This is a genomic window from Stenotrophomonas sp. YJH_SMC_79, assembly GCF_059367995.1.
In genome coordinates this window covers 386,807-408,546 of record NZ_JCAFRK010000002.1, presented here as the reverse complement: position 1 = coordinate 408,546, position 21,740 = coordinate 386,807, and the positions used below count along the sequence as shown (strand labels likewise).

Annotated in this window: 16 protein-coding genes; 9 read left to right on the top strand and 7 right to left on the bottom strand. The window is 67.8% G+C overall.

All coding sequences use genetic code 11. The annotated features are described in order from the left end of the window. Positions 1–143: 143 nt before the first annotated feature. On the bottom strand, positions 144–1,478 hold the full coding sequence (locus AC5P57_RS08655; protein WP_099555001.1) for a dicarboxylate/amino acid:cation symporter: 1,335 nt from the start codon (positions 1,476–1,478) through the stop codon (positions 144–146). Positions 1,479–1,632: 154 nt separating this feature from the next. Between AC5P57_RS08655 and AC5P57_RS08650 the strand changes: the two genes are divergently transcribed. From AC5P57_RS08650 to AC5P57_RS08630, 5 genes are all read left to right on the top strand, one after another. Beyond that, positions 1,633–3,339, top strand: a complete 1,707-nt coding sequence (locus AC5P57_RS08650; RefSeq protein ID WP_099555003.1) for an alkaline phosphatase — start codon at positions 1,633–1,635, stop codon at positions 3,337–3,339. Further along, positions 3,336–3,881 (top strand): WG repeat-containing protein, encoded by a 546-nt coding sequence (locus AC5P57_RS08645; RefSeq protein WP_495219535.1) that lies wholly within the window; start codon positions 3,336–3,338, stop codon positions 3,879–3,881. Before AC5P57_RS08650 ends, AC5P57_RS08645 begins: the two co-directional genes overlap by 4 nt. A gap of 541 nt (positions 3,882–4,422) precedes the next feature. Further along, the gene (gene tilS / locus AC5P57_RS08640) at positions 4,423–5,709 is read left to right on the top strand and encodes a tRNA lysidine(34) synthetase TilS (protein WP_262234735.1); all 1,287 of its coding nucleotides are present in this window, start codon (positions 4,423–4,425) and stop codon (positions 5,707–5,709) included. Positions 5,710–5,745: 36 nt separating this feature from the next. Continuing rightward, the gene (locus AC5P57_RS08635; protein ID WP_005410522.1) at positions 5,746–6,006 is read left to right on the top strand and encodes an exodeoxyribonuclease VII small subunit; all 261 of its coding nucleotides are present in this window, start codon (positions 5,746–5,748) and stop codon (positions 6,004–6,006) included. After that, complete coding sequence (locus AC5P57_RS08630) at positions 5,996–6,874, top strand: polyprenyl synthetase family protein (RefSeq protein WP_099555009.1); 879 nt, start codon at positions 5,996–5,998, stop codon at positions 6,872–6,874. Before AC5P57_RS08635 ends, AC5P57_RS08630 begins: the two co-directional genes overlap by 11 nt. Positions 6,875–6,955: 81 nt before the next feature. Here AC5P57_RS08630 and AC5P57_RS08625 read toward each other — a convergent pair whose 3' ends face one another. Together AC5P57_RS08625 and pmbA are read right to left on the bottom strand one after the other, a co-directional pair. After that, complete coding sequence (locus tag AC5P57_RS08625; RefSeq protein ID WP_142806490.1) at positions 6,956–7,330, bottom strand: DUF4870 domain-containing protein; 375 nt, start codon at positions 7,328–7,330, stop codon at positions 6,956–6,958. Between the two features lie 87 nt (positions 7,331–7,417). Continuing rightward, positions 7,418–8,785 carry a metalloprotease PmbA gene (gene pmbA / locus AC5P57_RS08620; RefSeq protein ID WP_099555013.1) on the bottom strand — a complete coding sequence of 456 codons (1,368 nt, stop codon included), beginning with the start codon at positions 8,783–8,785 and terminating at the stop codon, positions 7,418–7,420. Positions 8,786–8,853: 68 nt separating this feature from the next. Here pmbA and yjgA point away from each other — a divergent pair, with 68 nt between their 5' ends. Continuing rightward, on the top strand, positions 8,854–9,441 hold the full coding sequence (gene yjgA, locus AC5P57_RS08615) for a ribosome biogenesis factor YjgA (protein ID WP_262234734.1): 588 nt from the start codon (positions 8,854–8,856) through the stop codon (positions 9,439–9,441). A gap of 41 nt (positions 9,442–9,482) precedes the next feature. Here the strand turns inward: yjgA and tldD are convergent, their stop codons facing one another. The 4 genes from tldD to AC5P57_RS08595 are packed head-to-tail and all read right to left on the bottom strand — an operon-like array spanning position 9,483 to position 16,961. Continuing rightward, entirely contained in the window at positions 9,483–10,928 is a 1,446-nt protein-coding gene (tldD, locus tag AC5P57_RS08610) for a metalloprotease TldD (RefSeq protein WP_099555017.1), read from the bottom strand. A 59-nt stretch (positions 10,929–10,987) separates the two neighbouring features. After that, on the bottom strand, positions 10,988–14,842 hold the full coding sequence (locus tag AC5P57_RS08605; protein ID WP_495219534.1) for a YhdP family protein: 3,855 nt from the start codon (positions 14,840–14,842) through the stop codon (positions 10,988–10,990). Between the two features lie 30 nt (positions 14,843–14,872). Beyond that, a complete protein-coding gene (rng, locus tag AC5P57_RS08600; RefSeq protein ID WP_099555021.1) occupies positions 14,873–16,360 on the bottom strand; it encodes a ribonuclease G in 1,488 nt (495 codons plus the stop codon). Further along, a complete protein-coding gene (locus AC5P57_RS08595; RefSeq protein ID WP_262234731.1) occupies positions 16,353–16,961 on the bottom strand; it encodes a Maf family nucleotide pyrophosphatase in 609 nt (202 codons plus the stop codon). The genes rng and AC5P57_RS08595 overlap by 8 nt, the downstream gene beginning before the upstream one ends. 129 nt (positions 16,962–17,090) lie before the next feature. Here AC5P57_RS08595 and AC5P57_RS08590 point away from each other — a divergent pair, with 129 nt between their 5' ends. From AC5P57_RS08590 to AC5P57_RS08580, 3 genes are all read left to right on the top strand, one after another. Then, positions 17,091–17,828, top strand: coding sequence for an SIMPL domain-containing protein (locus tag AC5P57_RS08590; protein WP_099555025.1), 738 nt, complete (start codon positions 17,091–17,093; stop codon positions 17,826–17,828). A 216-nt stretch (positions 17,829–18,044) separates the two neighbouring features. Beyond that, complete coding sequence (locus AC5P57_RS08585) at positions 18,045–18,695, top strand: energy transducer TonB (RefSeq protein ID WP_099555028.1); 651 nt, start codon at positions 18,045–18,047, stop codon at positions 18,693–18,695. A 197-nt stretch (positions 18,696–18,892) separates the two neighbouring features. Then, entirely contained in the window at positions 18,893–21,706 is a 2,814-nt protein-coding gene (locus tag AC5P57_RS08580) for a TonB-dependent receptor (RefSeq protein WP_099555030.1), read from the top strand. Positions 21,707–21,740 lie beyond the last annotated feature (34 nt).

Sequence of the window (21,740 nt, the reverse complement as noted above, 5' to 3'; positions counted from 1 at the left end):
ATCCACGCATGGCGTGGAGCTACTGTCCTCTGGTGGGTGCCGACCTTGGTCGGCACTGCTTCCACCCACACGCATGGCGTGGATCCACCAGGAGAAAACAAAAAGCCCGCCGGTCAGGGCGGGCCTTTCATCTCCACGCAACCTCAGGCGCGTGGCGGTGTCGGGTCCGGATCGTCCACGCCGACATTGCTGGACGGGTTGTCATACACCGCCTGGTCGAGCAGCCCGGTTTCCTTGGCCACGATCACCGGCACCAGCATCTGGCCCGTCACATTCGTCATCGTGCGCATCATGTCCAGGATGCGGTCGATGGCATACAGGTAGCCGATGGTTTCCAGCGGCAGATTGGCTGCGCTCAGCACCACCGTGGCCATGATCACCGCGGTGCCCGGCACGCCGGCGGTACCGAAGCTGCCCAGCACAGAGGCGATCAGCACCACCACGTACTGTTCCGGGGTCAGCGGCACCCCGCTGTACTGCGAGATGAACACCGCGCACAGCGCCGGGTAGATCGCACCGCAGCCGTCCATCTTGATGCTGGCACCCAGCGGCACCGCGAACGAGCCGTAGTCCTTGTTCACGCCCAGGTTGTGGGTGATCGAACGCAGCGCCACCGGCATCGCCGCGAAGCTGGACGAGCTGACGAAGGCCACCTGCATGCCCGGCGCCGCGCCGCGGAAGAACTTCAGCGGGTTCAGGCCGTGCGCCAGCAGCAGTGCGCTGTAGACCACCACGATGTGCAGGGCGCAGGCCACGTACAGGGCCAGCACGAAATGACCCAGCGGCAGCAGCTTCTCGAAGCCATAGCTGCCGACCAGGCCGGCGATCAGGCCGAAGGTGCCGATCGGGGTGACTTCCAGCACGAAGCGGGTCACCTGGATCATGATGTCGCTCATCTGGCCGACCAGCTTGCGCGCCTCGGTCACCTTCTCGCCCAGCTTGACGATGGCAAAACCCACCAGGCCGGCGAAGAAGATCACCGGCAGGATCGAGCCACGGCCGGCGGCCAGCACGGTCTCACCGGCCGCGTTGACCTTGGTGCCGATGCCCGACAGCGCATAGAAGACATTGGCCGGCACCACGTCCAGCAGCACCTGCACTACGCTGGGCACTTCGCGCGGCACATAGTTGCTGGCCATCGACAGCTGCAGTCCACCGGCGCCAGGCTGCAGCACGGTGCCCACGCCCAGGCCGACGCACACCGCCAGCGCGGCGGTGATCACGAACCACAGGAAGGTGCGGCCACTGAGCGCGGCGACCGACTTCTGGCCGTGCAGCGACGAGATCGCGTTGATGACCGCGAAGAACACCAGCGGCACGGCGATCATCTTGATCAGGGTGACGTACAGCTCGCCGAGCGGGCCGAACCACGTTTCCGCGGCAGGGCCAAGCGCCCAGCCGGCCAGCGCGCCGAGCACGAAGCCACCGACCACGCGCTGCCAGAATGGAATCCGCAGCCAGGCAGAGACCAGCTTCATAGGCAATCCAGAGGGGAAGGAAGGGATGCTGGCACGATAGCCCAAGGCGGCCCGCAGAACGACCGCCCGGCCGGCAAATCAGTGTGTCATCGGCGTGCCTTGCGGCACCGGGCATAATGAACGTCCCGTTACAGTTTGTGAGATCCCAGCGTCCATGCGCCGTTCCGTCTCCCTGTTGGCCGCCTGCGCCACCACCCTGCTGCTGGGCGCCTGCGCCAGCACCACCCCCGCCGCTGCCCCGACCGGCCTGAAGGTCGCCGTCGACCCCGTCGCCCATCCGGCCGGTGAGACGCCGCAGTGGTGGTACCGCAGTGGCGCCGCCCAGGCCGCCGCCAACGGTGCGATGTCCGGCAAGGCCAAGAACGTCATCCTGTTCCTCGGTGACGGCATGAGCCTGACCACGGTGGCCGCCTCGCGCATCTACGAGGGCCAGCAGAAGGGCGGCTCCGGTGAAGAGAACCTGCTGTCCTGGGAGCGCTTCCCGGCCACGGCGTTCAGCAAGACCTACAACACCGATTCGCAGACCCCGGATTCGGCCGGCACCATGACCGCCATCACCACCGGCGTGAAGACCCATATGGGTGCAATCGGCGTCAGTGCCGGCAGCCGCACCGACTGCGCCGACAGCCTGTCCAAGGGCCTGCTGACCTGGCTGCAGCTGGCCGACAGCGCCGGCCTGGCCACCGGCGTGGTGTCCACCGCGCGCCTGACCCATGCCACCCCGGCGGCGACCTATGCGCACTCGCCCGAGCGCAACTGGGAAAACGACACCGACCTGACCGACGCGGCCAAGGCCGCAGGCTGCAAGGACATCGCCCAGCAGCTGCTGTCGACCTCGCGCTATGGCCGTGGCCCGCTGGTTGCCCTCGGCGGCGGCCGCGGTGAATTCACCACTGTGGAAGAGCGCGATCCGGAGTACGACGACAAGGTCGGCCAGCGCCTGGATGGCCGCAGCCTGGTGCAGGAATGGCAGCAGGCACACCCGCAGGGTGCCTACGTCTGGAACAGCAAGCAGCTGGCCGCCGCCGCGAACGCGCCGGCCATCCTCGGCCTGTTCGAGCCAGACCACATGCGCTACGAGTACGAGCGCCCGCAGGATCCGGGCGGTGAGCCGAGCCTGGCCGAACTGACCGCCGCAGCGATCAGGAATCTGGCCAAGCACCAGGAAGGCTACGTGCTGATGATCGAAGGCGCGCGCATCGACCACGCCAACCACAGCGGCAACGCCTACCGTGCGCTGACCGAGACCGTGGCCCTGTCCGACGCGGTGCGCGTGGCCAACGAGCTGACCTCGGCCGACGACACCCTGATCATCGTCACCGCCGACCACTCGCACACGCTGAACTTCGTCGGCTACCCGGCGCGCGGCAACCCGATCCTGGGCAAGGTGAAGGACAAGGGCGGCGAAGATGGCGCCGGCAAGCTGGATTACGCGCTGGACGGCACCGGCCAGCCGTACACCACGCTGAGCTATGCCAACGGCCCGGGCCATACCGGCAGCAGCAACCAGCAGCCGGCCGGCCCGAAGCGCTACCCGCACAACCCGAGCAGCTTCGAACCGGCCAACGGCCGCCCGAACCTGCGCGAGGTCGACACCGAGCATCCGGATTACATGCAGGAAGCGCTGGTGCCGATGAAGTCCGAGTCGCACGGCGGCGAAGACGTCGGTATCTGGGCACGCGGCCCCGGCAGCAAGGCGATCCGCGGCACGCTGGAACAGAACGCGATCTACCACATGATCGTGCAGGCCACGCCGGCCCTGCGCGAGCGCCTGTGCCAGGCCGGCACCTGCGATGACAAGGGCGTGCCGGTTCAGCTGCCGGCACCGACGGCCTTCGAGCGCAAGGCCGAGGCCAAGTGATCGCACGGCAGGCCCGCCCTGCCCCTGCCAGCGGCCGCTCCGCGCGGTCGCTGGCCCTGCTTGGCGTGCTGGTCAGTGCCAATGCAGCGGCACAGGCACCGGCGTGCAAGCTGCTGACCGACGAACACGGGTTGTGGCCGCTGCCCAACTGCGAGGTGGTCGACCACCGGCCGAAGATCCAGCCCGACACGCTGAAGGACCTGAATTTTGATGACCACGGCCTGGCGGTGGTGTACGCCGACCAGGGCTTCCACTACGTCAACCGCAAGGGTCGCAGCCTGCCGGTGCTGACCTGGGACAACGGTCCGAAAACACCGCAGGAAGGCCTGCTGCGCGCCCGCGTCGGCCACCGCGTGGGCTACTTCGACCTGAAGTTCCGCCAGGTGGTGCCCGGCACCTTCGATTTCGGTTGGCCGTTCCAGGACGGCGTGGCCGAGGTCTGCAACGGCTGCCGTCGCGGCACGCCGGATGGCGATGGCCACACGCCGATGGAAGGCGGAGAGCGGTTCCGCATCGACCGCTCGGGCCGTCGGGTGAAGTAGGGTTTCGGCAGGGCTGCGCCCTGCACCTGCAGACGCAACGGCAACGGCCGAAGCAACAGCAACAGCGTGCGCTCCGTGGGATGGCGGGGCACTGTGGGTTTGCGGGGACGCCGTAAACCCGTCCCTGGGGGCTTGGTCGCCGCATCCATGCGGCTCACACCCCGCAAACCCACAGTGCCCCGCCTTCGACAGATTCCGGCGGCTGTTGGTAGGTGTCGACCTTGGTCGACACATCTGTCAGATATCGAATGAGTCATCCACGCATGGCGTGGATCTACTGTGTCGACCAAGGTCGACACCTACCAAGGCAATACGTCGTTCCAACAGATCGCGGCCAACTGTCGAAGGCGGGGTGGGTCCGGTTGCGGGAGTGTCCGCGGCATGGATGCGGCGGCCAAGCCCCCATGGATGGGTTTACGGCGTCTCCCGCAACCGGACCCACCCCGCCATCCTTCAGGAAACCAGCTTCTGCTGTTGCTGTTGCTCTGGCTCGTAGCGGGTGCAGGGCGCAGCCCTGCCGAGCAACCCTATACTTGCCGCCGTGACTGCCTTCCCTGCCCTCGTTCCGCTGGATGCGCCGCTGCTGGTGGGCTACAGCGGTGGTGTCGACTCCACCGTGCTGCTGCACTGGCTGTGGCGCTGCGCGCAGGCTTCCGGCACTTCGCTGCGCGCGGTGCACGTGCACCACGGCCTGCAGCCCGATGCGGATGACTGGGTGCTGCACTGCCAGCAGCAATGCGACGCCTGGGGCATCGAACTGGCCGTGCACCGCGTGCAGGTCGAGAACGGCACAGGCCTGGGCACCGAGGGTGCCGCGCGACTGGCGCGACGCGCCGCGTTCGCGACCGAACTGCGCAACGGCGAAACGCTGGCGCTGGCACAGCACCAGGACGACCAGGCCGAGACTTTCCTGTTGCGCGCCCTGCGCGCTTCCGGCGTCGATGGCCTGGCGGCGATGTCCATGCACAGCCGCCTTGGCGAACATTCCTTGTGGCGCCCGCTGCTGGCGGTGCCACGCAGTGCACTGCTCGACTACGCGCGCCAGCACGCGCTGCGCTGGATCGAAGACCCCAGCAATGGCGACGACCACGCCGATCGCAACTTCCTGCGCCTGCAGGTGCTGCCGTTGCTGCGCCGGCGCTGGCCGCATGCGGCTGCAGCATTGGCGGGCAGCGCGACGCACTGTCGGCAGACCCGTGAACTGCTGGACGAGGAAGACGCCGAGCTGATCGCGCACCTGGAAGTGGCACCGCGCGTGCTGTCGCTGCAGCTGCTGCGCCAGGTCTCACCAGGGCGCGCCGCACGCGTGCTGCGTGCCTGGGCGGCCGGCCACGGTGCGGCACCGCTGCCGGCCACCGTGCTGCAGCAGGCGCTGGACGAGCTGTTGCCGGCCGACAACGATCGTCAGGCCCGTGTGAGCTGGCACGATCACGCGATCCAGCAATGGCGCGACCACGCCTACCTGCTGCCGGCCCGGCTGCCTGCGCTTCCCCTCGCGTGGCAGGCCGAATGGGATGGACGCGCACCGCTGCCATTGCCCGATGGTGGACAACTGCGCCTGCAGGGCACCCCGGCCTTCGAACGCCCGCTGCAGGTCCGTGCACGCGTGGGCGGTGAGCGCATTCTGCTGCCCGGCCGCCAGCATTCGCACGCATTGAAGGACTGCCTGCAGCGTGAGCACCTTGCCCCGTGGCGGCGCGCGCAGCTGCCGTTGATCTTTGATGGCCCGCAGTTGCTGGCCGCCGCCGACGTGGTCATCGGCGCGCCCTTGCAGGCCTGGATGCAGGCGAACGACGCACAGCTGCAGTGGCGTCCCGGCGGCTGGTGAATTGACCCCCGCGCGCAGCCCGTCCACACTTGCCGCATGGCCAAGAAGTCCCCCGAAAACGCCTCCCCGGTCGCCCAGTTCGAGCAGTCGCTCGAATCGCTGGAACAGCTGGTGGAGCAGATGGAAACCGGCGAGCTGAGCCTGGAAGCTTCGCTCAGCGCTTACGAGCGTGGTGTCGGTCTGTACCGCCAGTGCCAGCAGGCGCTGGAGCAGGCGGAACTGCGCGTGCGCCTGCTCAGCGATCCGGCGCAGCCGGAAGCCTCCGAGCCCTTCGACCCGCCCAGCCATGACGGCTGAGGTTCTGTTCGCGCGCTGGCGCGACCGTATCGAAAGCCAGCTCGACGCCGCTCTGCCCTCGCCTGCCGAAGCACCGCAGCGCCTGCACCAGGCCATGCGCTATTCGGTGCTGGGTGGCGGCAAGCGCATGCGGCCGCTGCTGGTGTACGCCAGTGGTCACCTGTTCGGCGCGCAACCGGAAAGCCTGGACGCGGCCGCGATGGCCGTCGAGCTGATCCATGCCTATTCGCTGGTGCACGACGACCTTCCGGCAATGGATGACGACGCCCTGCGTCGCGGCAAGCCGACCACCCACATCGCCTTCGACGAAGCCACCGCGATCCTTGCCGGTGACGCCCTGCAGACCCGTGCCTTCGGCCTGCTGGCCGATGCACCGCTGCCAGCCACCTTGCGCGTGGCCTGCCTGCAGACCCTGGCCCATGCCTCGGGTGCTTCAGGCATGTGCGGCGGCCAGGCGCTGGACATCGATGCCACCGGCCAGCAGCAGACGCTGGCAGCATTGACCCGCATGCATGCCCTGAAGACCGGCGCCCTGATCCGGGCGGCAGTACGCATGGGCGCGCTGTGCGGCCAGGCCCACGAACCGCAGCTGGCCCAGCTGGACAGCTTCGCCGACGCGCTCGGCCTGGCCTTCCAGGTGCGCGATGACATCCTCGATGTCGAAGCCAGTTCCGAACAGCTGGGCAAGACCGCCGGCAAGGACCAGGCACAGGACAAGAGCACCTTCCCCGCCCTGCTCGGCATGGACGGTGCGAAGGCGCAGCTGCACGAGCTCGCTGCACGCATGCAGTCGATCCTGGCCGGGCATGGCGACGAAGCCGATGCACTGCGCGCGTTGGCGACGCTGGCGGTGGAACGCGATCACTGATCGCTATACACGGCCGGGCATTTCCCGCACACGAAAACGCCCGGCAGTGCCGGGCGTTTTCAGTTCCGCGTGCGGACGATCTTACTTGATCAGGCGCAGCGCGAACGGGTAGCGGTAGGCTTCGCCGTTGTTGGCCTTGACCGCAGCGATGATGCTGAACACCAGGCTGATGATGCCGACGATCGGCGCCAGGATACCGCCGATGATCACGATCATCAGGATCATGCTGATGACCATGGCGATGGTCACGGTGATCTGGAAGTTAAGGGCTTCCTTGGCCTGGTCGGTCACGAAGGCCTTGCCCGCGTCATCCTTGTTGATCAGCCAGATGATCAGCGCGCCGATGAAGCCGGTGAAGATGCCCAGCAGGTGCGCGGCCAGGGCCATGGTGCGCTGGTCGGCCGGGACGTCGGTGATGGCCGGCGGCGGCGGCGGGACGTTATCGAATTCGCTCACGACAAAACTCCTTTTCATTGGGTGGTCTTGACCAACCAGCACCCAGCTGATTGCGTCAGGCGGGCATAGCTTACGCCATCGACGGCATCAATCATTACCGGCGATGGTCATCCGCCCCAACAGGATCGAACCGGTCCGGATGTGCGAGCGGGGATCAACGTCGCTGCCGACCGCCTCGATGCTGCTGAACATCTCGCGCAGGTTGCCGGCGATGGTGATGCCGTCCACCGGGTACTGGATCTCGCCGTTCTCGATCCGGAAGCCACCCGCGCCACGCGAATAGTCGCCGGTCACGCCGTTCACGCCCTGCCCCATCAGCTCGGTCACCAGCAGGCCGTCGCCCATCTGCCGCGCGATGTCCTGCAGGGAGCCGGCATTGGCCGCCAGCTGCAGGTTATGCACGCCACCGGCGTTGGCAGTAGTCTGCAGGCCCAGCTTGCGTGCCGAGTAGCTGCCCAGCACATAGCGTTGCAGCACGCCGTCGCGGACCAGGGCCGAGGCGCGGGTGGCGACGCCGTCGCCGTCGAAGGCCGCCGAGCGCAGGCCACGGCGCAGGTGCGGCAGCTCCTCGATCTGCATCCATTCCGGGAACAGGCGCTGGCCAACGCTGTCCAGCAGGAAACTGGCCTGGCGATACAGGGCACCGCCGGACACCGCCGACAGCAGGTGCCCGACCAGGCTGCGCGCAACTTCCGGGGCGAACAGCACCGGCATGCTGCCGGTGGCCAGCGATCGCGGCTGCAAGCGGGCGACAGTGCGCTCGGCGGCACGACGACCGACCAGGCCCACCTCTTCCAGATCCTCGCGGGCCAGCGCACTGGTGTACCAGCCATCTCGCTGCATGCCATCGCCCTGCCCGGCGATCAGCGCACAACCGACCGAATGGTGGGTGCCGCGCTCACGGCCGATGAAGCCATGCGAATTGGCATAGACCGACAGGCTCTGCATGCTCGACACCGAGGCGCCGTCGGAATTGCGGATCTGCGCATCGGCCTCACGGCCTGCGGCTTCGCAGGCCAGGGCCAGGTCCACCGCCTCGTCGGCCTGCAGCGGCCACGGGTGCCAGCCGTCCAGGTCCGGGAAGTGGGTGGCCATCAGGTCCGCCTCGGCCAGGCCGGCGGCCGGGTCGTCTTCGGTATGCCGGGCGATCGCACAGGCCTGTTCGACCGTGGCGGCAAGGCTGGCCTCGTTCAGGTCGCCGGTGCTGGCGCTGCCCTTGCGTTGGCCGAAATAGACGGTGACGGCGATACCGCGGTCACGGGTGGACTGCACGGTCTCAACCTCGCCAAGGCGGACATTGACCTCCAGGCCACGGTCTTCGCTGCAGCTGACCTCGGCCTGGCTGGCGCCCAGCGCACGGGCGCGGTCGAGCAGCTGCTGGGAAAGGTCGGCCAGCCGTTCCAGCCGGGCCGGGCTGTCGTCGCCGACAGCGACTTCAGGGGCGATCACGTTCAATGCTTTATCCTGTACGGGTTGGGCCCGGCATCACGCCGGGCGACTTTTTTTGAGATCAGGTAGGAACGATGCGCGGACGCGACGAAGAAACCGGTGAATTCCACGACAAGAGCCGCAGCCAGAACCGGCGCGACGCGCTCGACGTCCTGGCCCTGGGCGAGAAGCTGGTGTCGTTGACCCCGGCCCAGCTGGCACGCCTGCCGATCCCGGAAGACCTGCTGCCGCATATCGCCGAGTGCAAGCGCATCACCGCCCACATCGCCCACAAGCGCCAGCTGGCGTTCCTGGCCAAGCACATGCGCCGCGAAGAAGACGCCACGCTGGATGCGATCCGCGATGCGCTGGACGCCAACAGCGAAACCGGTCGCCGTGAAGTGGCGATGATGCACCGCGCGGAAGACTGGCGCGACCGCCTGCTGGCCGAGGGTGACAAGGCGCTGGCTGCACTGCTGGACGACTACCCGCAGGCCGACCGCCAGCAGCTGCGCACGCTGGTGCGCAATGCGCAGGCCGAGAAGGCCAAGAACAAGCCGCCGCGCGCCTACCGCGAAATCTTCCAGGTGCTGCGCGCCCTGATGCTGCCGGCCGCGCTGGGCCTGAAGGCCAGCGCCGAAGACGCCGACCCCGTCGAGACCGACGAAGCCGACGAGGGCTGAGTCCCCGCCGAGCGGGGCGGTGGCGCTGGCCATCGCCCGGCTCAGGCCTGGGTACCGCCGACGGTGATGCCCTCGATCAACAGCGACGGCTGGCCAACCCCCACCGGCACGCTCTGCCCGTCCTTGCCACAGATACCCACGCCCTCGTCCAGGGCCAGGTCGTTGCCGACCATGCGCACCTTCTGCATGGTTTCCGGACCGTTGCCGATCAGCGTCGCCCCCTTCACCGGCGCGGTGATGCGGCCATCCTCGATCAGGTAGGCCTCGGTGGCCGAGAACACGTACTTGCCGCTGGTGATGTCGACCTGGCCGCCACCGAAGTTCACCGCGTACAGGCCCTTCTTCACCGAGCGGATCATTTCCTGCGGGTCGTGCTGGCCGGCACGCATGTAGGTATTGGTCATGCGCGGCATGGTCAGGTGCGCGAACGATTCGCGGCGGCCGTTGCCGGTCGGCGCCATGCCCATCAGGCGTGCATTGAGGCTGTCCTGCATGTAGCCGACCAGGATGCCGTCCTCGATCAGCGTGGTGCACTGGCTCGGGTGGCCTTCATCGTCGATGTTCAACGAACCACGGCGACCGTCGAGGGTGCCATCGTCGACAATGGTCACGCCCGGTGCCGCCACGCGCTCACCGATGCGACCAGCGTAGACACTGGTGCCCTTGCGGTTGAAGTCGCCTTCCAGGCCATGGCCGACCGCTTCGTGCAGCAGCACGCCGGGCCAGCCAGGGCCCAGTACCACCGGCATCACGCCGGCCGGCGCCGGCACGGCGTCCAGGTTCACCAGCGCCTGGCGCAGGGCCTCGCGCGCAAACGCTTCCGGGCGACCGTCGGCGAACAGCGCCTCGTACCCATAGCGGCCACCACCGCCGGCATAGCCGGACTCGCGGCGGCCGTTGTGTTCGACGATCACCTGCACGTTCAGGCGCACCAGCGGGCGCACGTCAGCGCCCAGTACACCGTCGCTGCGGGCGATCAGCACCGTATCGACGCCGCCGGACAGGCTCACCATCACCTGCTTCACGCGCGGGTCGGCGGCGCGCAGGTAGCCATCCAGGCGCTTGAGCACCTCGACCTTGGCCTCGTTGCCGATGCCATCGATCGGGTCCAGCGCCGGGTACAGCGCGCGCGCGTCGCCGCGCAGCAGCGATCGCCCGGACTGGGCGCCGCCTTCGCGCGAAATCGCACGCGCCGACTGCGCCGCGGCCAGCAGCGCATCGGCATGGATGTCATCGGAGTAGGCGAAACCGGTCTTCTCGCCGGAAATCGCCCGCACGCCCACGCCCTGCTCGATGGAATGGGCACCGTCCTTGACGATGCCGTCTTCCACGCTCCAGCTCTCGCGGCGGGCGTGCTGGAAATAGAGGTCGCCGAAGTCCACACCGGGGCCGAGCAGCTGGCCGAAGGTGCGCTCCAGGCCAGCGGTATCCAGGCCGCCGGGGCGCAGCAGGCGGTCTTGGGCAAGCGTCAGGGCGATATCAGTCATGGTCTCGATCTGGGGGTGCGGGGGCGCTCAGGCAAGCCCCGTGAACAGGAGGTCCACGCTCAGCGTGAGCGTGGCAGGTCGGTAACGGTCGGCGGTACGGCCGGGGCCGGGCGCGGTACGGGCGCTGGCGGGGTCTTGTCGCGGCTGCGTTCGATCACTTCCACCTTCGGCTCCTTCCATGGGCCGGTCACCTTGTAGGTGCGGGCGCCGATCTCGCCGAGCGGTTTGGACAATACCGCATTGGTGGCCGCGCCGAGTGCCGCGCCGACCGGGCCACCTGCCACCGCGCCGACCACGGTCAGCAGATTGCCGGCCCGCGGGTTGACATCGATGGTCTGGTCGAACTGCTGGTTGCGCAGGTCGGCCTGGCCGCGGATGGTGATGTTCGCCGCCGGGCCTTCGATCAGCACCTTGTCGGTGCGGGCCATGCCCTGTCCGAACTGCACGCTGCCGTCGACCTGGTTGAACGCGAAGCCCTTGGAGAAGAAGTCGCGGAAGTCGAACATCAGGCGCCGCGGCAGCTGGGTCACGCTGAGCAGGCCCAGCACACGACCGGCGCCCGGCTCCAGCTCCAGCAGCTGGCCATTGCGCGCGTGCAGGTCAAGGCGGCCCTGCAGGTTGGCCAGCTGGAAGTCCGACGGCCCTCCGCTCCACGACGCCTGCAGCTGCGCCTGGCCGGAGCCGCCGCGCAGCTGGCCGCCGTAATCGAGGTTCTGCATCAGGCCGCCCAGGTCCTCACTACGCACCTGCGCGGTCAGTTCGGTGCGGGCGCCACCGGTGCGGCCCAGCCAGCGACCACTGATGTCGATCTCCTGGTCCGGCGCCCGGAAGCGCAGCTCGTCCACGTTCAATCCGTTGGCCAGTGGCCGCGTGCGCAGCACCGCCTGGCCGAGCACGACCTTGCCGAACTGCAGGTCGGCGATGTCCAGCGCGAACGGCGGCAGCTTGGCCGGGTCCATGTCATTGGCGCCCGCCTGCACCCGCGCTGGCGCGGCCGCGCCCGGTGCCGGCGGCAACGACTGCCAGTGAACGCGGTCGAGTTGACCACTGATGGTGCCTCCTTCGGCGTTGGGTACGGTCAGGCGACCGGCCAGCGAAGGTCCATCCAGGCGCACATCCAGCGCCTGCGGTCCCGGCTGCAGCTGCAACCGGGTCTGCTCGAAGACGCCGCCGATCAGCATCAGCTTGCCGACCTGCACGTCTACGGCACGCAGCGGCATGCCGTCATCGTCGTTGCCACCGCGGGCAAGGCCGATCCACTCCAGCGCATCCAGGGTCGGGCTGCGGCCATTGACGGACAATCCGCTCGGCGGCGGCTCGCGATCGGCATGGTCGCTGCCCAGAGTGACCTGCACGCCGGTGCGGTTGTTGTGGCTGCGCGCGGCCAGCGCCAGCCGCTGGCCAAAGGCCACGTCGATGCGGCCGGCACCCATCGGCAGCTGCGCGGCCACCGTGGTCGCCAGCGGCTCGGTGGCCGGCTTGTCCAGGGGCGCCGGCAGGTCCAGGCGGGTTCCCACCAGATCCGAACTCAGGCGCAGCTCGCTGGGCGGTGAGGGCGCTCCCGGTGCGACTTTGGGCAGGTTGACCGCGATGGTCCATGGCGAGGTACCGGCGATATAGGGCTTGAGCCACGCCATTTCCGGGGCACGGTCAATCAGCACGCCCGCGTCGAGGTTGGCCGCCAGCTGCGACTCGAACGCCAGCCTGCTGTCGTGCACGTAGCCGCCGGCGCGCAGGCTCAAGCGGCCATCCTGACCAAGGTGGCGCACCGCCAGTTCCTCGGCACCGAAGCCACCATTGCTGTAGCGCGCCTGCCCATGCATGTTGTCGAAGGCCAGCTGGAAGCGCTTGTCCACCAGCTTCACACCGTTGAGGTCGACCGTGCCCTGCAGGTGACCGCCGCCTTCATCGTGGTGCAGCGGCTGCAGCAGGTCGAAGGTCACGTGCGCTGGGCCGCTGGCGACCAGGTTGTCCAGGGTATCGCCATAGTCCTTCTGCAGCGGGCTCTGCCGCAGCATCGCCAGCAGCTTGCCCGCATCGCTGGGCGCATTCGCGCGCACATACAGCGGCTGCTGGCCGAAGTCCGGAATGCCCGCTTCGAATGCCTGTACCGCCACGCCGGCCAGATCGCCGCGCCCGCGCATGTCGAAGCCGGGGCCGATGAAGGCGATGTCGGCATCGACCTGGCGCATCAGCGGCCAATCGTGCTGGAAGCGGATCTCGCCATTTGTGATGTGCCCGGTGGCCTCGAAGCGGCCATCATTGTTGTCGAACGGCCAGTCATCCAGGTCACCGCTGACCAGCCCGACACCGTTGCGCACCTGCCCACCGGCCAGTGCCATGTCCAGCCAGTCGGTGGCGCCCTTGCTCATCTTGGAATGGATCCAGAACCGCTTGGCCGCGGTCATCGGCACATCGTCCAGCTTGGCCGCCAGCTGCAGCCACGGCCGCGTGCCGTCCCCCTGGAACCAGACGCCGCCACGCACGTCGGCTGCGTAATCGGTACCTTCCACCCGCATCGCCGCGGTGCCGATGCGCCAGCCACCGGCCTCGTCGCGCCAGCCCACCAGCTGCCCGGCCAGATGCAGGTCGTGGCGCACCCCGAAGCCGGTCGGCCAATCGAACTGCAGCTGACGTTGCGGCTGCAGCTGCAGGCTGAAGCCATCGGCATCGCCCTCGAAGCGCCCCCCCAGGCCGCGCAGGCCCGGCGAGTGACCCACGCTGGCGAAGCCCAGCGACTGCAGCTCACCCTGCACCCACAACGGGCCATCACGTTCACCGGCCAGCTGCAGCTCACGCACATCCAGCTGCGGTTTGGACAGGAACAACCAATGGCGCAGGCCGGGGTCGAGGCGATCACTCAGCGCCAGGGCCCGCAGCGCGGTACCGGCCTGTACCTCGCCGGAACCAACCCGCAACTGCTTGCCGACCTGCAGGTGCAGGCCATCGAGCTGTTGTTCGCCGTCTTCCGACTTCAGGCGCAGGCGCGGCACCTGCAACGCCCAGCCATCGGCCTGGCGCTGCCAGCGCAGGCGGGCCTGCACGCGCTGCAGCTGCAGCTGCGGAGCAGCCACGTCGGGCATCGGTGCGCCGTCGATGCGGACGTCACGCAGGTCCGAATCAGTGGTCAGGGCCACCGGCGCGAAATCGCGCAGGGTCAGCCACAGGTTCAGTTCGCCCTTGCCCTCGCGCAGGCGGATGCCCCCGGCCGCCAGCAGCGGCGACCAGGCGTGGAAATCAACGGGGTCTGCGCCAAGCCAGGCCTGGCCGTTGCCGCCTGCGCGGTCCACGTCCAGTACCGCGGTCAAAGGCAGCGCATCGGCCTGTGCCCATGCCCGTACGCCCACCCGCAGGCGCTGGCCGTTGACGCGCAGGCGGAGGTCGATGCGCGGCAGCGTGGTGTCGATGCCCAGGCCCGGCGCATGCACGCCCAGGCGGCCACCGATCACCTGCAGTTCGCCCAGCCGGCGCAACGCGTCCAGCGGGTCGCCGCCGGTGTTGGACTGCGGCAGGCCACGCACCGACCAGCGGCCGTCCTCGCCCTGCTGCAGGTCCAGTGCCAGGCCACGCAGGCGCAGTTCGGTCAACGAGCGGCCGGGCAGCAGTCCGCTGTACATCGACACCAGCACCTCGGCCTCGCCGATGGCCAGGCCCTGGCCGGCGCCGATGCGCAGGCCCTTCAGCTGCAGCAGCGGACCACGCCGGGTCCAGGCCGTCTGCAGCTGGTCGAAATGCACCGGCTGGCCGGCGCGTTCACTCAACCAGGCGGCAATCCTGTCGGGATGGCGCTCGGCCAGCGGCAGCAGCTGGCTGAGGGTGCCCACCAGCAGTGCCAGCCCGACCAGGCCCACCGCGCAGGCGGCAATGAAATGACGGCGGATCCTTCGCAGTCGCAGGCGCGGCGGCGCGCTCATCGGCCACCGCCGGCCTGCGGCCGGCGAGGATCAGAGCAGAACAACATCGAATTGCTCCTGCAGGTACTGCTCGTCCGCCTGGAAGCGGATGCTCTTGCCGAGGAATTCCTCCAGCTCGGCCACCGCCGAGGACTCCTCGTCGGTGATGCGCGCGACCACCTTGGTCGAGGCGATCACCAGCAGGCGCGCGGCATCGAACTGGCGCACGGCACGGGTGATCTCGCGGAAGATCTCGTAGGTCACCGTTTCGGTGGTCTTGATGCTGCCACGACCGCTGCACTGCGGGCAGGTTTCCGACAGCTGGCGCTCCAGGCTCTCGACCGTGCGCTTGCGGGTCATTTCGACCAGGCCCAGCGGCGAGAAGTCGTACACCGTGGTCTTGGCATGGTCGCGGGCCAGCGCCTTTTCCAGCGTGCGCAGCACCTGGCGGCGGTGCTCGGCATCATCCATGTCGATGAAGTCGATGATGATGATGCCGCCCAGGTTGCGCAGCCGCAGCTGCCGTGCCACCGCCTGCGCCGCTTCCAGGTTGGTGCGGAACACCGTCTCTTCCAGGTTGCGCTGGCCGAGGAACGAACCGGTGTTGACGTCGATGGTGGTCATCGCCTCGGTCTGGTCGATCACCAGGTAGCCACCGGATTTCAGCGGCACCTGCTTGTCCAGCGCACGGCCGATCTCGTCCTCCACCCCGAACATGTCGAAGATCGGACGGTCGCCGGCATACAGCTCGAGTTTCTCCGCCAGCACCGGCATGTACTTGGCAACAAAGGCCTGCAGCTGGCCAAAGGTCTCCTTCGAGTCCACCTTCACCTTGTCCACGTCCTTGCGGATCAGGTCGCGTACCGATCGCAGCGGCAGGCTCAGGTCTTCATAGATGTTGCTGCACGAGGCAGCTTCGCGGCCACGACGCTCGACCACGTTCCAGACCCGCGACAGGTAGGCGATGTCCTCGGCGATGGCTTCGGCCGGCTGGCCCTCGGCGTTGGTACGCACGATGTAGCCGTAGCCACCATGCTGGGCCGACAGCTCGGTCACCAATGCCTTCAGCCGCGCGCGCTCGGTTTCATCCTCGATGCGCGCGGACACGCCCACGACCTTGGATTGCGGCAGCAGCACCATGTAGCGCGAAGGAATGCTGATCTGCGTGGTCAGGCGCGCGCCCTTGGTGCCGATCGGGTCCTTCACCACCTGCACCACGATGTCCTGGCCATCACGCAGCAGCTCGACGATGGGCACGCTGGCCGGCGGCGGCAGGGTCGTGTTCTCGGTGTCGGCACTGGCCACCGGGGCCGGGCGCACCACGTCGTTGGCGTGCAGGAACGCGGCGCGCTCCAGCCCCACTTCGACGAAGGCCGCCTGCATGCCAGGCATGACCCGCTGCACCTTGCCCTTGTAGATGTTGCCGACCACGCCACGGCGCCAGCCGCGCTCGATGTGCAGTTCCTGCAGCATGCCGTTTTCGATCACCGCGACCCGGGTTTCGCGCGGGGTCACATTGACCAGGATTTCCTCAGACATCGGCAGCCTCCCTGGCGGCATCAGCAGTTGGGGCCGGCACGCCGCAGCGCGCCAGCAGACGATCAGTGTGCAGCAGCGGCAGTCCCATCACGCCGGAGTAGCTGCCGGAAAGATGTTCGATCCAGCGTTCGGCCCCGCCCTGGATGGCGTAGGCGCCGGCCTTGTCCAGTGGCTCACCGGTGGCCACGTAGGCGGCGATGTCGGCAGCGTCGATCGGCGCGAAGGTCACTTCGGAAATGACCAGTTCGCTGTCCAGCCCATCCGCACCGACCACCACCACGGCGGTCATTACCTGGTGGGTGCGCCCGGCCAGTCGCGCCAGCATCGCACAAGCGTCGGCTGCGTCGGCCGGCTTGCCGAACACTTCACCGTCCAGCACCACCTCGGTGTCCGAGCCCAGCACCCGCGCTTGCGGGTCTTCGGCCAGCACCCGCGCCAGCCCGGCACGCGCCTTGTCGGCGGCGACCCGGCACACATACTGTTCGGCACTCTCGGTCGCGGCGCGCTGCTCGACGACCTCCAGGTCCAGGGCCTGGAAGGGGCGTCCGAGTCGGGCCAGCAACTGGTTGCGTCGGGGGGAGCGGGAAGCAAGATAGAGCATCGGCACAGCATAACCTGAGCCCGTCACCTGAATCGTCGGCAACCCGTCGAGGAACGCACACAACCCCGAACGGGCTCACAGCGCGTTCATCGCTACGACACCACCCTCACCGCACAACAAGGAGATCCCATGCGCCTGACCGCCACCCCGCTGCTGCTCGCCCTGTCCCTCGCCCTTGGAACCTCGATGACCGCCCATGCTGCCCCGTCGTCGCCATCGATCGCCGCCGCGGCCGAAGGCACCCTGCTGAACATCTCGTCCAACGCCGAAGCCACCCGTGTGCCGGACGTCGCCACGCTGTCGGCCGGCGTGGTCACCCAGGCCGCCGATGGCAACAGCGCGATGCGCCAGAACGCCCAGCAGATGGACAAGGTGCTGGCAGCGGTCAAGGCCGCCGGCATCGCCGAGCGCGACGTGCAGACCAGCGGGGTCAGCCTCAACCCGCAGTACCGCTACGCCGACAACGAAGCGCCGAAGATCACCGGCTACCAGGCCAGCAACACGGTCAGCCTGAAGGTCCGCGACATCGCCAAGCTCGGCAAGGTGCTGGATGCGCTGGCCGCACAGGGCGCCAACCAGATCAACGGCCCCAGCTTCGAGATCGATCAGCCCGAACCGGTCTATGACGAAGCCCGCCTCGCCGCGCTGAAGAAGGCCCAGGCCCGTGCCCAGACCTACGCCAAGTCGCTGGGCCTGCAGGTGCGCCGCATCGTCAGCATTTCCGAGAACGCCGGCGGCGGCTACCGCCCGATGCCGATGATGCGGGCCATGTCGGCCGGCGCAGCGATGGACAAGGCCACCCCGGTCGCACCGGGTGAATCCACTGTTTCGGTCAATCTGGACGTGGTGTTCGAACTGGGTCGCTGATCCCATCCCTTCCGGTAGACAGAGGCGGGTCCCGCAGGGGGCCCGCCTTTTTCATGTGGGCCGGGGCGGCTGGCTGAAGGCCAGCCCAACGATCCTGTCCCTGCCTCTAGGCAGTGGCCGGGGCCTGGCGTTAATGATTGGCTGCCAGCCGCGTGCGGCAACCCCGCCACGGGCCCTGGTGCGTTGAGGACTTCGTCACTGGCATGGAGGTGGACCATGGTTCGTACGTATCCCGTTGCATCCCCGCACTTCGACCCCGCCCGCGTTGCCGCCTGGAGCGCGGCCATCGCCCTGCATCTGCTCGCGTTCCTGTTGCTGTTGATCCCGGCGACCTACCAGGCCGTGCAGGTCCCGCGTGACAAGACCACGGTCAGGCTGATCGAGAAGATTCCGCCAACGCCGCCCCCTCCGGTACTGCAGGAACCGGAGGAAGTCGCCCGGGTCGTGCCGAAACCGCGCACCCAGCCGGTGGTTCCGCCACTGCCCGCTCCCACGGCGACCGTGGAAGAGACCCAGGGCATCGCGCTGCCGGCCGCCGAACAGGCCGCGCCGCAACTCGCGCCGAGCATCGACGCCCATGCACCGCTGGCCGGCGCCCAGCTGCAGTACCGCAGTGCCCCACCGCCGGCCTATCCGGTCGCCGCGCTGCGCAACCATGAGCAGGGCACGGTGCTGCTGCGGGTGGAGGTCGACAGCAGCGGTCAGCCGGTCGCGGTCAGCATCGAGCGCAGCAGTGGCTCGCGCCACCTGGACCAGGCCGCACGCCAGCAGGTGCTCAAGCGCTGGCGCTTTGAACCGGCCCAGCGTGATGGCGTAGCGGTACCGGCCATCGGCCTGGTGCCGGTGCAGTTCTCGTTGCCGGACTGACGATTCGGGGCCGGTCCGACCGCCTGTCGGACCGGCCTTCGGGATCGAAATGCCAAACTCGGCAAAGTTCGAGCTCAAACGTTACGGATTAAGCAAAATTTCACGACTTCGTCACCCGTCGGAAACCTAGATTGGCCCGTCCCGGTCACTCCGGAGACAGCCCTCAACGCTACGGTTTTCCAGTTAGGAGAGAAGCTGTGAAACACCTGATCCAACGGCCCGCCAGCCGCCGCCGCTGCACCCTGGCATCGTCCATCACCCACATCCTTACCGGCGGCACCCTGCTGCTGGTTGGCGCCGTGGCTTCCACCTCCGCGTTCGCGCAGGAAAAGGCCACCAACCTGGACCGCATCACGGTTACCGGTTCGAACATTCCGCGCACCAACACCGAAACACCGTCCCCGGTGCAGGTGGTGACCCGCCAGGAAATCGACCGCACCGGCAAGACCACGGTTGCCGAATACCTGCAGACCCTGACTGCTGATGGTTCCGGCTCCATTCCAAAGACCTTCGGCAACGGCTTCGCCGGCGGTGGCGCCGGTATTTCGCTGCGTGGCCTGGGCGCGGGTTCGACCCTGGTCCTGTTGAACGGCCGCCGCATGGCCACCTACGGCCTGGCTGACGACGGCCAGAAGGTCTTCACCGACCTGAGCACCATTCCGCTCGACGCGGTTGAACGCGTGGAAGTGCTGAAGGATGGCGCCTCGGCGATCTATGGCTCCGATGCCATCGCCGGCGTGGTCAACATCATCCTGCGCAGTGACTTCCAGGGCGCGATCCTGCGCGGTTCCTACGGTGTCTCCGGCGACGGCGATGGCGACGCGAAGAAGGCGACCCTGACCGCCGGTACCGGCGATCTGGCCACTGACGGCTGGAATGCCTTCTTCAGCCTGGACGTCGGCAAGACCGACGCGATCAAGATCAGCGATCGCAAGAACCGCAAGTGGATCGGCACCGGCGATACCCGCCCGTGGGGCTACGGCAACAACGCCCAGTTCCTGGGCGGCGCCTTCCTCAGCGGCGGTACCCGCGGCGGCGTAGGTCCGAATGGTTCGGTGTACGACAGCACCGGCCATCTGGTCGCCCTGCCGGGCTGTGCCGGCCTGACCACCATTCCCGGCCAGAACGACGCAACCGCCCAGGCACAGGGCTGCCTGTGGGATCCGAACCAGCTGTACCGTGACCTGACCCCGGAAGAGAAGTACGTCAACGTGTTCGGTCGTGCCAGCTTCGCCTTCGGCGAAGGCGGCGAGATCTACACCGAGATCGGCTACTCGAAGAAGGACACCACCTTCAGCAACACGCCGTCCGGTGTTTCCGGTGGCTGGGGCTACCCCGGTGGCCCGATCAACGCCAACAGTGGCGATGGCGCCACCGTGCTGGGCCCGAACCATCCGGACAACCCGATCCCGGGCCAGGCCTCGCGCCTGCGTTACTCGGCCTGGGATGTCGGCCCGCGCGTAACCGACAACTCCAACGAGTTCACCCGCTTCCTGGTCGGCGTCAAGGGCAACTGGGGTGACTGGAGCTACGATACCGCCTACCTGCACTCCGGCACCGACCTGGTCAACAAGCGCACCGGCTTCCTCAACTACGACAACGTGCGTTGCGCCCTGGCCAATCCGAACTGTGCCGGTGGTGTGTGGCGCATCGGCGACAACGCCAACCTCAATTCGCAGGCGCTGTACGACTTCATCTCGCCGCGGATCAGTGCACGTGCCAAGTCGACCCTGGACATGTTCGACTTCACCGTGTCGCGCAGCCTGATGGACCTGAAGGGTGGCCCGCTGGGCCTGGCGATCGGTACCGAGTGGCGCAAGACCAGCAACAGCCTGACCCCGCAGACCTTCACCGACCAGGGCCAGATCATCGGCCTGGGCTATTCGGCCTACGACGGCACCCAGAACGTCTACGCCGGCTATGTGGAACTGTCGGCACCGGTGCTGGAACAGCTGGAACTGTCCGGCGCGCTGCGTTACGACAAGTACGAAAGCGGCGAAGGCAAGGCAACGCCGAAGCTGGGCATCAAGTGGACCCCGGCTGACTGGATCGCCCTGCGTGCCAGCTACGCCGAAGGCTTCCGCGCGCCCAACCCGGCCGAGAACGGCGATGGTGGCCTGGCTGCCTTCTCCAATGCTGCCGACCCGGTGCGCTGCCCGGGCGGCAACCCCGCACCAGGTGCGACCTCCGACGATTGCGGCGCCCTGCCGGTCGCGATCATCACCCGTCCGAACAAGGACCTGAAGCCGGAAGAGTCGAAGAGCTACTCGGTGGGCATCGTGCTGCAGCCGACTTCCACCACCTCGCTGACCGTGGATGCATGGCAGATCAAGCGCACCAATGAAATCGCCCAGGGCGACACGGGTGCGGCGATCGCGGCAGGCAATGTGCTGCGTGACAACAACCTGCTCAACGGCGTCCCGGGCACCGGCAGCATCCTGGCCGTCAACACTGCGTACATCAATGCCGCATCGACCCGCGTCCGCGGTATCGATACCGATATCCGCCAGACCTTCGATATCGGCCCGGGCCAGCTGGAAATGGACCTGCAGTGGAGCCATGTGCTCAAGTTCGAGCGCACCGATGCCGACGTCACCCGCGACTACGCCGGCACCCACGGCAACTGCGACGTGACCAACTGCATCGGTACGCCGAAGGATCGCATCAACTTCGGCACCACCTGGCGCCAGGGTCCGTGGAGTGTGAGCGGCGTCGCCAACTACATCTCCAAGATGGAGAACAAGGATTTCCGTGGTCCGGAGGGCTCGTACCAGTTCTCGTACTTCGACGGTACCGACGTCACCAAGATCTCCTCGTTCACCACCTTCGACCTGTCCGGCCGCTGGAACATCACCGAAGCCTTCGAGCTGAATGCCTCGGTGCAGAACGTGTTCGATCGCATCGCTCCGCTCGACCCGACCACCTACGGTGGCGTGAACTACAACCCGCTGCACTTCAGCGGTGCCATCGGCCGTTACTTCACCGTCGGCGCCAAGTACACCTTCAAGTAATACCGTTCAACGCACCACCTTCGAAGGCCCGGGC

Coding starts and splice junctions, on each gene's coding strand:
- AC5P57_RS08655 (WP_099555001.1), bottom strand. CDS start 1,478: ATGAAGCTGGTCTCTGCCTGGCTGCGGATTCCATTCTGGCAGCGCGTG.
- AC5P57_RS08650 (WP_099555003.1), top strand. CDS start 1,633: ATGCGCCGTTCCGTCTCCCTGTTGGCCGCCTGCGCCACCACCCTGCTG.
- AC5P57_RS08635 (WP_005410522.1), top strand. CDS start 5,746: ATGGCCAAGAAGTCCCCCGAAAACGCCTCCCCGGTCGCCCAGTTCGAG.
- AC5P57_RS08630 (WP_099555009.1), top strand. CDS start 5,996: ATGACGGCTGAGGTTCTGTTCGCGCGCTGGCGCGACCGTATCGAAAGC.
- yjgA (WP_262234734.1), top strand. CDS start 8,854: ATGCGCGGACGCGACGAAGAAACCGGTGAATTCCACGACAAGAGCCGC.
- tldD (WP_099555017.1), bottom strand. CDS start 10,928: ATGACTGATATCGCCCTGACGCTTGCCCAAGACCGCCTGCTGCGCCCC.
- AC5P57_RS08605 (WP_495219534.1), bottom strand. CDS start 14,842: ATGAGCGCGCCGCCGCGCCTGCGACTGCGAAGGATCCGCCGTCATTTC.
- rng (WP_099555021.1), bottom strand. CDS start 16,360: ATGTCTGAGGAAATCCTGGTCAATGTGACCCCGCGCGAAACCCGGGTC.
- AC5P57_RS08595 (WP_262234731.1), bottom strand. CDS start 16,961: ATGCTCTATCTTGCTTCCCGCTCCCCCCGACGCAACCAGTTGCTGGCC.
- AC5P57_RS08590 (WP_099555025.1), top strand. CDS start 17,091: ATGCGCCTGACCGCCACCCCGCTGCTGCTCGCCCTGTCCCTCGCCCTT.
- AC5P57_RS08585 (WP_099555028.1), top strand. CDS start 18,045: ATGGTTCGTACGTATCCCGTTGCATCCCCGCACTTCGACCCCGCCCGC.